8 protein-coding genes are annotated in these 12,862 nt (G+C 56.3%); 1 reads left to right on the top strand and 7 read right to left on the bottom strand.

The window, feature by feature from the left end; genetic code table 11:
* Nucleotides 1–50 precede the first annotated feature (50 nt).
* Nucleotides 51–2,264: an NADP-dependent isocitrate dehydrogenase gene (locus tag AC2FGC_RS08890; protein ID WP_496724721.1), complete on the top strand. Its 2,214-nt coding sequence runs from the start codon at nucleotides 51–53 to the stop codon at nucleotides 2,262–2,264.
* Between the two features lie 276 nt (nucleotides 2,265–2,540).
* Here AC2FGC_RS08890 and AC2FGC_RS08885 read toward each other — a convergent pair whose 3' ends face one another.
* From AC2FGC_RS08885 to AC2FGC_RS08855, 7 genes are all read right to left on the bottom strand, one after another.
* Complete coding sequence (locus AC2FGC_RS08885) at nucleotides 2,541–3,650, bottom strand: peptidoglycan-binding protein LysM (RefSeq protein WP_496724719.1); 1,110 nt, start codon at nucleotides 3,648–3,650, stop codon at nucleotides 2,541–2,543.
* A gap of 45 nt (nucleotides 3,651–3,695) precedes the next feature.
* The gene (locus tag AC2FGC_RS08880; protein WP_496724718.1) at nucleotides 3,696–4,958 is read right to left on the bottom strand and encodes a type 2 periplasmic-binding domain-containing protein; all 1,263 of its coding nucleotides are present in this window, start codon (nucleotides 4,956–4,958) and stop codon (nucleotides 3,696–3,698) included.
* A gap of 22 nt (nucleotides 4,959–4,980) precedes the next feature.
* Nucleotides 4,981–5,766: a PP2C family protein-serine/threonine phosphatase gene (locus AC2FGC_RS08875; RefSeq protein WP_496724716.1), complete on the bottom strand. Its 786-nt coding sequence runs from the start codon at nucleotides 5,764–5,766 to the stop codon at nucleotides 4,981–4,983.
* 3 nt (nucleotides 5,767–5,769) lie between these two features.
* A complete protein-coding gene (locus AC2FGC_RS08870; protein ID WP_496724714.1) occupies nucleotides 5,770–6,771 on the bottom strand; it encodes an FHA domain-containing protein in 1,002 nt (333 codons plus the stop codon).
* 205 nt (nucleotides 6,772–6,976) lie between these two features.
* Nucleotides 6,977–9,139 (bottom strand): serine/threonine protein kinase, encoded by a 2,163-nt coding sequence (locus tag AC2FGC_RS08865; RefSeq protein WP_496724712.1) that lies wholly within the window; start codon nucleotides 9,137–9,139, stop codon nucleotides 6,977–6,979.
* 338 nt (nucleotides 9,140–9,477) lie between these two features.
* Nucleotides 9,478–10,764, bottom strand: a complete 1,287-nt coding sequence (locus AC2FGC_RS08860) for a dynamin family protein (protein WP_496782095.1) — start codon at nucleotides 10,762–10,764, stop codon at nucleotides 9,478–9,480.
* A complete protein-coding gene (locus tag AC2FGC_RS08855) occupies nucleotides 10,761–12,803 on the bottom strand; it encodes a dynamin family protein (protein ID WP_496724708.1) in 2,043 nt (680 codons plus the stop codon). Before AC2FGC_RS08855 ends, AC2FGC_RS08860 begins: the two co-directional genes overlap by 4 nt.
* Nucleotides 12,804–12,862 lie beyond the last annotated feature (59 nt).

The following is a 12,862-nucleotide window of genomic DNA, read 5'->3' as shown; positions in this document are numbered from 1 at the left end:
GAACACTCTTGGATCGCACGTCCCGAAAGGTTTAAAAAAGGTAAAAGAATATGGCAGATAACTCGAACTTCGACATATTGTATACCATTGTAGACGAAGCGCCCGAACTGGCCAGCGCCTCGTTTCTGCCCATCATTCGCAAGTTTGCTGGTGCCGCAGGTGTCAGTGTTGGCACCAAGGACATTTCATTGGCCGGTCGTATTCTCTCGACCTTTCCGGAAAAACTGACTGATGCACAGCGCATCACCGACGATTTGGCCGCATTGGGCGAGCTGGTGAAAACGCCCGACGCCAACGTGATCAAACTGCCAAACATCTCGGCATCGGTCCCGCAACTGGTGGCGGCCGTCGAGGAACTCCAGTCACAAGGCTATGACATCCCGAGCTACCCCGAAGAGCCGTCGACCGATGAGGAAAAGGCGATCCGTGCGCGTTACGACGCTATCAAGGGCTCGGCCGTGAACCCGGTTCTGCGCGAAGGTAACTCGGATCGTCGCGCGGCGCGTGCGGTGAAGAACTATGCTCAGAAGAACCCGCATTCGATGGGGGAGTGGGCGTCGGACAGCAAAACCAAAGTGTCGTCGATGTCTGGCAATGATTTCTATGCCAACGAGAAGTCCGCCACCATTACCGCCGCTCAGGCCGGTGATGCCAAGATCGAATTTGTCGGCAAAGACGGCAGCGTCACTGTCCTGAAAGACGCCTGGCCACTGGCCGAGGGCACCGTTGCAGACGCCACATTCATGTCCGTCAAGGCGCTGTCATCCTTCCTGACAGATGCGATTGAGGACACAAAGAAAGACGGCACGATGTTCTCGCTGCACATGAAAGCCACGATGATGAAGGTCTCGGACCCAATCATTTTTGGTTACGCCGTCAAAGCGTGGTTGGCTCCGGTGTTCGAGAAATTTGGAGCAGAGCTGGACGCATTGGGAGTGAACCCAAACTCGGGTCTTGGCGATTTGCGGGAACGTGTTCAGGACAATGCCGAAATCATGGCGGCAATTGACGCGATCAAGGCTGACCGGCCGTCCATGTACATGGTCGATTCAGACAAGGGCATCACAAACCTTCACGTGCCCTCGGACGTGATCATCGATGCCTCGATGCCTGCCGTAATCCGTGCAGGCGGCAAAGGCTGGGACGAGGCCGGTGCCAAGGGCGACACCAACTGTGTGATCCCTGACCGCTGCTATGCATCGGTTTATGATGAGAGCATTAACTTTTTCAAAGCCAATGGCGCGCTGAACCCAGCCACTGTCGGTGCTGTCGCCAACGTCGGCCTGATGGCGCAAAAAGCGGAAGAATACGGTTCGCACCCGACGACGTTCCAAGCGCCGGCCGACGGCACCATCCGTATCGTTCTGGCCAATGGCGAAAGGCTGCATTCACACGACGTTGAAAAGGGCGACATTTGGCGTGCCTGCACTGTGAAGAAAGCTCCGATCGAAAACTGGATCCAGTTGGCCATGGACCGTCAGCGCCTGACCGGATCCGAAGCGATCTTCTGGCTGGACGCAAACCGCGCTCACGATGCGGAATTGATCAAATACGTCAAACCGGCGCTTGAGGCGGCTGGGGTTGCCGACAAGTTCCTGATTATGGCTCCGCGCGAGGCGACCCGCCAGTCGTTGGAAACCATCACGGCAGGTAAGGACAGCATCGCAATCACGGGCAACGTTTTGCGCGACTACCTGACTGACCTGTTCCCGATTCTGGAACTGGGCACGTCGGCCAAGATGCTGTCGATTGTAAAGCTGATGAATGGCGGTGGTCTGTTCGAAACTGGTGCGGGTGGGTCCGCTCCGAAACACGTGCAGCAATTGGTCGAGGAAAACCACCTGCGCTGGGACTCGATGGGTGAATTCTGTGCTTTGGGTGAATCGCTGAACTTCCTGGCCGACAACAAAGGCAACGCCAAAGCGGGTGTTTTAGGTGCTGCGGCCGAAGCGGCCACGCAAGGCATCCTGGACAACAATAAATCGCCCAGCCGTAAAGTTGGACAGCCGGACAACCGCGACAGCCACTACTGGTTCGCGCGTTATTGGGCCGAAGCCCTTGCCGCGCAGTCCGATGATGCTGAATTGGCAGCAGAATTTGCGCCGATTGCAAAAGAGCTGGCGGACAACGAAGGCAAGATCCTGTCTGAATTGGCGACCGTTCAAGGTGCTGCGGCGGACCTCGGTGGATATTACCACACCGATCCTGCGAAGACCGCAGCGGTAATGCGCCCCAGCGCAACACTGAACGCGATCATCGGCTGATAAACAGTACCCACGCTTTGCGGCGTGGGTATTTTTGGATTGATGAGATCAATAGAAAAAAGGGGCGACCCCCAAAGTCGACCCTTTTTTGAGTGAGTGGTCAGGCCGAAGCCTCACCGGTGCAGTTGATTTCATGTTAACCAATCCACAATTCTTGGAAATTAGGGGATTCCCGTAATCTTCGAGTTTTAAGGTCCAAACTTCTCATAAATTCCGATAAAAAATGAAAAAGGGCCGGTCAGAAGACCGGCCCAAGGCGTTCGGATTTCCGAATTATCAGTTGGAAGCTGCCATCAGTTTTTCGTTGTGTTCACGCAACGTGTCCGAGACAACGGCGTACCATTCACCGGATTCACGCATCTCGTTCAGACCTTTGTTCAGCATCGCCAAATACTGCTTGCCAAACGGATTGCTGCGGTGGCTGATGAAGCGCAGCGACGACAGCGAGGTGACGAAGGGGTTCTCGATCAGGTCGTTCTGGTTCAGACCCATTTCTACCATGGTGTCCGAGAACAATTGAACTTCGAAAGTAGCGACATCTGCGGTGCCGGTCAGAACGGCGTCAAGGCATTCGCGCGCCGTGATCGGCTGCATCAGCGTCATGGTATCGCCGTTGTGCAGGCCTTCCTGCTCCATGTCATGGATGAACCAGCCGTCCATACGGCAGATTGTGGAACCCTGAAGCTCATCGAAAGTAGTGGCGCTTGCGTACTGGCTTTCCGGCAGCGTGTAGAAGCCAACGACAATATCATAAACCGGAACCGACGAGTCGAACTGAGTGCAACGCACTTCGGTTTCCCAGGACCATTCGTATGTGCGGTTGGTGCAGTCCGGCATGTTCCAGGCCATCGAGACGTCGAACGCCCCCAGCGGCAGCAGTGTTTCCAAGTGCGAATTCCAGTCATCCACGAAGCTGACCGAGTAGTCGCGTGCGTTGCCGCCACGCTGCAGCGCGGTTGTGCCCAGACGAGTGATCGCGCCACCACCATTCAGTGATTCATCAGCGAAAGGTGCCCAACCGTTGCCGGTGACCAGCTTGATCGGCGGCTGATAAACGCTGGAGCGTTGCACGCTCGCAGCCCGCTGCTCTTCCGCCGCGATGATTTCCTGGGCGGTCTGACCGTTCGGCAGGCTACCGTCTTCGCAGGGCAGGGCCAGAACCAGGCCCGGCGCAAGCGCGTTCGGGTTGGTGATGACGTTACGGTTCGCGTTGAAGATCGGCTGATAGTTCGATGTGCCGTAAGCTGCGATCGCGATAGTTGCCATCGTGTCGCCATCGGCAACGGTATAGTTGGTACAAGCTTCCTGCGCAGCCGCGGCGCCGGCGCTCAGAGCGGTGACGGCGGTGGCCGACATTACAACTTTCTTAAGGTTGAATTCAAACATTTCCACTTCCTCTAGACTTTTCTTATAGTTAGGCCAAAAGGGGCCTTAACCGTTTTCCATTTGATGACGCAGAGCGGCTGCCACGATGTCTCGCCACTCTCCGGATTGCTGCATGATCGCCAGACCCTGATTGAGCGTCTCAAGGATCGCTTCCCCATCCGGATTGTCTTTGTGGGTCATGACGTTAAGCGACTTGATAGCCGCCAGATTGGGGTTCTCGATGATACGGTGTTCATAGCCCAGACGTCCGATTGCCTCGACAGCCAGGTGGGCTTCGATCGCAACGATATCGGCCGTCCCGTTCATAAGCGCGTGAAAGCAGTCATCGGGTGAAACCGGACGCAAAAGCGAGATTGCCGGTTCGTACAATCCAACCGTATCCATGTGCGACAGAGACCAGCCTTCCGGGCGACAGATGGTTGTCCCGGCGAAGTCGGCATAGGTCAGGGTTTGCTCATAGCCCGAGCCGTCGCGGGCAAAGAACGTGTCCACAACTTCGTAGAACGGGTTAGAGAAGTTGTATGTATCACACCGCGCACGATCTTTTTCAGAAAGCGCCCCGGCCTCTTCGCAGTTTGGACGCGACCAGGGGAAGGTGGCATCGAACGCGAGTGTCGGCATCAGAAGGTCCAGATGCGATGACCAATCGTTGACGAACTGGATTTTATAGGACTGTTCGGGCGCGGCACGCAGCATCGCTGTTTCGACAAGGTAGGTGTAGAGCCCGCGATTGGGCAGCGCCTCGTCGGTGAACGGCGCATAGTCACCGCCAGTGATAAGCAACAACTGACGGTCACGGATTTCCGGGCGTTCGCCGGCATCTGCATTACGGATCAGCGCTGCGGCTTCTGCTCGGGCGGCTTCGATCTCGTCCTTGGCTGCCGCTTTTGCGGCAATCACTGCATCTTCGCTTGCCTTTTTGGCTTCTGCTTCGGCATCGGCAACGCGGGCTTCCGCCTCGGCGATGGCTTTCGCCGCGCGATCCTCGGCGGCCTTGACCAGCTCGGCTGCCATTTCCGCGGCCATTGCCTCGGCTTCGGTCTGCGGAGCGGCCGGGGCACGACCGATCTCTTCCAGACAAGGCATGGTCAGAACGTCACCCACCCGGATGATATTCGGGTTGTTGCCGATCACGTCCCGGTTTGCATCGTAAATGATACGAAAGTCTTCGGTCGAATACACTTCGATCGTAAGCTCACGCAGGCTGTCGCCGCGTTGGATTTCGTAGGTTGAGCACGCCTGTTGCGCCGAGGCTGTGCCCGCTGCGGCAGCAAGTGCCAGGCTTGATATGATCAGATGGTTTCTCATGGGTCCTGTTGCTTTGCCTTGTTTAGTTTTTTGTAAGTTTGACAACACCGATTGAAATGTTGTCCTGATCCGGGTCGCCCTTAGCGTTCAGCGCGGCCTGCAGCGCCCCGGCGATGTCTTGTGCAAGCCCGCTGGCATTGGATTGAAGAATGGCCTGAATTTCTGCGTTGCTGAGATATTGCAGGCCGTCGCTTCCCAGAACCAAAACATCCGAAGGTGTCAGGTCCAACGGGGTTTCCGGGCAATCGACCTTTGGAATTGCAGCACCCATGATGACCGAAGTCAGTTGGTTGCGGTCAGGATGCGCCAGCGCTTCGGCTTCGGTCAAAGTGCCTTCGGCCATTTGCGCATCAATCATGGGTGCCATCGAGTGATCTTCGTTGATCTGCGACAGCTCTCCGTCCCGGAACAAGTATAGTGGACTGTCGCCGATCGAAATCCAGAACAGCCGTTGGCCCAGCAACAAAGTGCCCAACATGGTCGAGCCCATGTTGAATCCAGCCCCTTGTCCCTCGGAATAGCCGGCGATGGAGGCATTGGCCTGCATCGCCGCCAGGGGCAACGCGTCGATCAATGCGGACTCGGGTGTTGTTGCACCTTCAAGCTCGGCATCTAACGCGTCACGCCAGGCCTGGATCACAAGGTCAGAGGCGACTTCTCCCGCCGCATGCCCGCCCATGCCGTCAGCGACGATGACATAGCTTGCATTCGCCGCATCGAACATGCGCGAGGCAACCGCGTCCTCCTGCGTGTCACGCTGGCCCTTGTCCAGGATCAGCGCAATATCATATGCCGGTGTCGCCAGCATCTATCAGGAATCCCGCCAGTCAAAGCCATCGTCACAGAAGGCGGCAAAGCGGATTGAGGTTTCACTGATGCGGATCAGGTCCCCGCTGGACAGTGGGACGGTGCTGAGGACCGGCTTGCCGTTCAGGCGCACCAAGTTGGCCTTGCCACCGTGTCCCAAGTAACATTTGCGGTCCTCGGGATCATAGGCAATCACCGCATGGTTGCTGCGGGAAATACCAGTGTCTCCAAAGTCCAGCTGAATGGCCTGATCGTCATTGCGTCCAATCTGCATCAAGCCCTCGGTCAGCGTTACGCTTGCACCCCGACCCGGACCGCCAGTGATGACCAGCCAACCAACCGGGAAAGACTGTTCGGCATTGTCGGTTTTGGCTGCAGGTTCTGCTGTTTCAATGAGGTCCTGCACATGTGTATCGGCGCGTTCGAAACCCAGGAAGGTTGTCTTGACGCGACCACGACGATCTTCGGCAGCCGCGGGTTGCGGAACCGGTGCAACCTCAACCAGTGGTTCTTCGGCGACTGGTGTTTCTGCCACTGGTTCAGCGGCGGGTTCGTCAGCAACGACCTCGATAATCTGTTCCGGCTCGGGGTCCTCGACTTGAACTACTTCGTGCTCGACAACCTCTTCAGTGACCGCTTCGACCTCTTCCTCAACTGCCGAGTGCAGCGTCAACACGGTCTCTGCTTCGGGCGCGGGTGCCTCGTCCGCCACGTCCTGAACTTCTGCGATAACTTCAGCGACGACGATTTCATCCTCAGCCTCAGTTGTGTCCAGCGCGCCTTCCTCAAAGAAATCTGGCATTTTCTCTTCGGGTACCAACTCATCGGTTTCTTCGTAGCTATCCGAGGTCATATTGCCACCTGCCAGCGCTTCGCGCAGGGCATTGAAATCGGCGATTGGTTCGGTCTTTTCCGCCTCTGGCGTTACAGCTTCCTCGGCTTCGTTCTCTTTCGGTTTGCCGGCACCTTCGAGAAGCCGGCTAAGAGGGCTTTTGTATTTGAACATGGTGTCGACACCTTTATTTCTTGGCACAGGACAACGGTCCCATGGGGCTGCTTCTTACCTCTGTGCGCGGTTGCACAACGGCATGGATAGTTGCGATAACAAGTCACTTTCTACTTCCGCGACGGGCCGGTTCCCGTCAGGGGTGCCGAATTTGACACAACCCTCAGCAAACACTTACTGGCAGATCACACACGAACCGGTCAGATCACTCCTGCGCTAAGGGCATGTCAGCATTCGTTTCGACCCCACTGCGCAAAACGCTAAAACGGGCCTGCGGCTGGTTTTCGGAAACAAGTTTGGTCAACAAAACATCAAGGCTGTCCGAGCCATCAATGCCAGTTCCCGAATTTGTCTCTGCGACCAGGACATCCCCTTCCTGCAAGCTGCCTATCGCCTCGGGCGGAACCGAGCTCAGGACTGTTTTCCATCCCGCACCGTCTTTGTTCTGAATTGTGAAAACGTAGCCATTTTCCAGGCCGAGCACGCGCATCGCGGGCAGTGCCAACAATCCGTTCTGAGGGCGGGTTTCACCCAACGTGCGATACCGGGCAGAAACGCGGATGTAGCCGTCTGGATCTACCTTCAGATCGTTCAACACCTGAGCGGCAAAAGTCGTATCCGCCTGCACCGGTGTGCCATTCAGAGTAAAGATCGTGGCGCCGCGCTTGACCCACTCACCCACAACTGACGCGTCCATATCTTGGTCAACACCGGTTATCGCAATCACATTGCCTGTCGAAGCCCGGCGGCGTGATGTCTGAAACGGGATGTCTACGTCCCAGTGAGAGAATGCGATCTGCTGTTCTGCCAGGTTCACCGGTTCCGCCGGAACAAGCGGCGTCGGCTCGACGGTCGCGGCTTCAGCCGTTTCTGTCGCCGCAGCTTCTTCCTGCTCCGTGGCAACCGGGTCTTCTTGCGCCTGCTCGACAGGCTCTGGAGTGGATGCGACTTCGGCCTGCGTGGGCTCAGTTGGTTCTGGTGTCGGCTCCACTTCGGCTGCGGTCACTTGCTCGACCGGTTCCTGCTCAGATGTTTCGACTGCGGCGGTTTCTTCCACCGTTTTCGTCACGACAGGGGCTTGCGTCGATGCGGTGTCCTCGACCGGAGTTTCCTCTCCGGACATCAGGAAGAACCCGCCTGCCGCCAAAGCGGCGACCACGGCCACGCCCGCAACAATTTTGCCTGCACCACTGGATCCGCTTTTGACAACGGTATCCACCGCGACGGGAGATTCATCCTTCAATGTGAACGTGGCGAGCCCGTCGTCGTTCTTGTCCTCATTGCCCAGTGCAATGTCAGTGTTTCCGGCAAGCAATGCGGTGACAACGGCTTCGGCGTTTTCGCTTTCAGCCTTGATCCTGGCCTTTTCTTCTTCTTCGTCTTTCTGGTCCATCGCCACGATCACAGACACCGGCCGATAGTCAAAGCTGTCGAACATCACGCTGGGGCCGCGGAACATGCGTAACCAATCGAGTGCCGTCTGCAGGCGGTCCGTTGAGTGAACTTCCATCGCCTTGTCGATGGCTTCAAGGAACCCGTCGGGATAGCCTTCGAAGCGCCCGGCGAGTGGAGTGTAGGGGTCCTGCTGGCTGTTGTTGAAGGCGTTCAGGCGGGTTTGGCCGTCGATCGGACGTTCGCCACTGATTGCGTGATATAGCGTCGCCGCAAGAACATAAAGGTCACTGCTCGGCCCTTGCTCTGCGCCGCGCACGTAAAATTCGTGCGGTGAATACCCATCCTTTATGACCCGCAGTGTCATCAACGCGGCGGACTGGTGCGCCGCCTGCTCACGCGCGGCACCAAAGTCGATCAGAACCGGATCGCCGTTTTCGTCTATTAGGATGTTGTCGGGCGAAATATCCCGATGCAGCATGCCACTTTGGTGGATGAAAGACACCGCCGACAGCATCTTTTCAGTGACCTGAACGATAAAATCGGGGCCAGCCTTGTTTTCGGGGTTCTCGACATAATCCAGTAGATCGCAGCCGCGGACGTAGTTCATCGCGATATAGGCTGTCTCGTTGTCTTCGAAGACCTGATGTACATCCACAATGTTGGGGTGCACCAGACGGGCGTGATTGCGCGCTTCGAGGATAAACAGGTCGATGATCGCGCGCAGATCGTCTTTGTAGCCCGGTTCAACCGGTTTAACCAAGTCGCCATTGCGACGGCAAAGGGCACCGGGATAGCACTCTTTGATCACCACTTCACGTTCCAGGCTGTCACGCGCTAGATAGGTGATCCCAAACCCGCCATTGCTGATAAAGCGCAGTATTTCATACTGCCCGCGCAACAGCTTGGCGCCTGGTTGAAGACCTTCAATTTTCGGTTCGTCGTGCGTCGCGCCGACGGCCTGGTTGTGGCTCATTTCTTTCCGCCCGTTCTAATCGTTTTGCGGCTTACTTAACTGGGCTTTCAGCCCGCGAACTCACAACCAAACACAACCGCAGGACACTCAAGTACGTTAGACGTTTCAAATTTGACTTTATTGGGGCCGCCTGATGGCTTCACTAAGAACTCAGAGCAAAGAAAATCCACATATGGTGGCTTTGCGAGCGCATAACCCTAAATGTTGACTTTTTACCGGTAAAACTTGCGGACTGAGTGCCTGTTTTTTGCGGATTGGTCACTAAACCCGAAACAATAAACGCGCGATTCTGAGGGCTTCGAATCGCTGCATTGCGGCTCAATTAAAACGGGTAGGCGTCAGGTTCCGGTTTTTGCCTGAACGGAATCGACGCGGCTGCCGGCCCAGGCGAGGTTGTCGCTGAGTTGGGCGAGGATGCTGATTGCGTCCTTCAGCGGCGCGTCACCGCTTTCGAATTGCAGCAGTAAAAGAAGATCAGTGGCCTTTTCAAACTCACCAGGAATCCAGTCGGCTTCAGTGGCGATTTCGCCCCCTTGCTCCAGACGCTCTGCAAAATCTTCGACGATTTCCTGACAACTGTTCAGGAATGAAGCCGGTTCTATATCTGATGTCTCGCGCAAGTCGTCATAGATGCTGGCAATTGCCGCCAGCCAGTCTTCAAGGATTGGGTTTTCAAGTGGGGGAAGGGCGGATTCCAACGTTGCATGAATCGAGGGCGCTTCGACCTGCGCTGGTTCAGCTTCTGCGACGTTCAGGGTGGAGAGATACGGAAGAAACTCTTGCTCGATGTCATTTCGGGCAGCTTCCAAATCCTTCAAACGCCGCTCGGATGCTACTTGCAGGACCTGTTCGGCCAAATTTTGACCGCCACAGGTCTCCCACAGATCAAAATCGGGCTCGGGTTCTTGCGCCATGGCTTTGACCGCGACTGGTGTGCCGATAGGCACGACAGACCGGAAGAATTTACCTTTTTCTTTTTCCAATCGGTTCAGAACACGGTCCAGCGCGTCGCGAACCGGGGGGAGATCCGCGTGGGTTACGGCTAGCAAGCTATTCGAGCGCAACTCTTGCGGAACTTGTGCCCACAGGTGGCGCTCAGTCTCACGCCAGGCATTGGTTCCGTTCGTGCACCAGATGGCACAATCGACATAGGACAATAGGTCCAAAGTGGACTTGTAGGTGTCATCCAATGCGCCGGTTCCCGGCAGATCGAACAATGAGATCTCTTGCAGGGCAGGGGTATTCAGCCCGATCGAGATAAAGTCCGGGTCATCTGCCGCGGCTTTTTCCAGCGCAATGCCGGAATAAACTTTGGGCTCTTTGTCCCACCAGCCAACGGTGGTTTCCGGTGCATCCGCATAGGCCACGATAACCAATGGCAATTTCAAGTGTTGAGGGCCGGTTGGCAGAATGTCCGCCCCGGCTAGCATGTTTGCGAGGCTGGATTTTCCGGCCCCGAATTCCCCGGCAAAACCGATGTTTACCGCATTCGAAAGCCGTTCGGCATGGAACAAGGCGCGCTCGCGCATCTTGTCCAGACCCGCCTCTGAAGGCAGGTTTTCGGTGGCGGTCAGGAAGCGTTCAAGCTTGCGTACTTCCTGTTCGGTTCCGGGAAATTCAATCATTCCGCAGCCTCTGCTAATTTCTTGTCGGCGCTATTGCCGCCAAATACCGCATCCAGATCATCTGCAACACGTTGTGCCTGATCGAATGCTGCCTGTGCTTCTGCACGAACATTGGTTTGGCCGGTTCCGGCGCGTTGTTCAAGATGTCCGGCCAACAAGGCCAGATAGTGATCAAGAACGGTGTTCAGACGCTCAAGCAGATCGGCGCGCGCCGTGTCCACCAGATCGTCCCCGATCATTTCGAATTCCTGAACGATCATCCGTTCGGCCCGAGCGACCACACTTTTACGCGAAATCAGACGGGACAGCCAACTGACGCGCAGTTCCACGGTAATGCCACGCGTCAGTGCGGTGGTATCCGGACGGAACCACCGAACCGCACTGGTATTCATCCGACTGTCGGTCGGGTCTTGCCAGCCGGGCAGGGCGCGAAGTGCGGCATTGCTGTTCATGTCGACCGCATAAAGCTCGCTGAGCATTCGCTGCCGCACCACCTGTGTCGCACCCTGAACCAGTTCGCGCATGCGGTCCCGCAGCGGCGAAAAGTTCAATTCGGTGTCACCGCCCTTGGCCAACAAAGGGGAATCGCCATTCGGCCCTCGGACAACAGCAGAAACGGCCTCGGACACAGTGTCATCCATGACGCCGCGAAGATTGGCCAACACATCATCCATATCGTCAATGATCTGTGTGGTTTTTTCCGAAACCAGCGCACGCAGCTCGGCCAATGTTTTGTCGTTTTCGTCGCCGTCGGTCATGTCGGCGGAGTTTTCGTCGTCAATTACGCGCAGATGGGCCTTGGACCGTTCCAGCTCACCTTGGGCAAAACTGTTAAGGTGCTGCCAGGCCATCTTGAGCTGTTCGTCACGGGGCCCATGCGTCAAGGCGTTGGTAACATGGCGGCGGAGATCGGGCAGACCCGAGGCGATCATTGCGGCAAAGCGCAACACGCCCTCACGGCTGATCGGGCCGGGACCTTGTTTGATCTCTTCTACACCGTCCAGATATTGTTTCATCTGCTCGGGGTGGGCGCGCAGCCAAGCCAGAACGTGATCGTGGTTCACGCCGGTATCGTCGCCGGTCAAGGCATAATGGGCCCATTGGGCGCTGCCCATCAGAACATCAATGTCCGAGTTGCCCAGGGCTTTTTCCAGGCCTTCCAATACATCCGTCCGGACTTTTCCGGCATCCTCGGCCCCGCCGCCCAACTCGTCCACTCGGTTGATGAACACGACGATTTGTCCCAGTTCCAGCGCCTGCATCAGGCGGAACAGTTTCAGATCTGCCCGTGAAAGGGCCTGATGCGCTGACAAAACCACAACAAAGAAATCGGATTCTTTGAGATACTGGCGCGAGATTTCTTCGCGGATCAGCAGTGGGTCGTTGACGCCGGGCGTATCCGTGACCGTCAGCGGGAACGGAAAATGGCCAATGTCAAAGTAGACCTCGGCTTTGCGTGTGATGTCACTGTATAGTCCCCGATCTGAACCGGGGTCGTATTCTTCACCGTCGGTTGGATCGTCACCGGCGCAAACATAGCGGGCCAGATCGTCCGAGTTCAGCTGCTCCAGATCGTGATGCTGACCAAGCAACTGCTCATAGCTGTCGCCCAATCGCAGTTGGGCGCGGGTTTTCATCGCGTCGACCTGCTCTTCGATCATCTCGCGTTTATAGCTGTCCTCGTCATCGGGGAACATGTTGCGCAGCTCTTCACCTTCGGCGATCAGCGCCTGCCACTGACGGTTATCGAAGAAATGAAATTCGGCCCCTTCGGTCCGACCCGAGGGGTGACCGAAATGCATATCGGTAATCACGGTCGTCCACGGATTCACATCCGAAGGCAGGTATTCGGCCTGCCCGGTAAAGCCATTGATCAGGCGAGACTTGCCAGCCTTGATCTGCCCGACAAATGCGATTGACGGTTTTAGATTTGAAAGGTCGCCGACAATACGCGAAATGAACTGGCGGGTCTCGTCATTGCTGACCCCGTTCATATCTTCGGCGATTCTTATTAACTCACGACGGTTATTTTCACTCATACTGTTACCCTGGGCACTTGCAATCACAGATTGAATTAGTCGAAAAATTGAATATTACG

It is taken from the genome of Ruegeria sp. CDSC054 (assembly GCF_059610645.1).
This window is presented reverse-complemented; position numbering and strand designations above follow the sequence as displayed.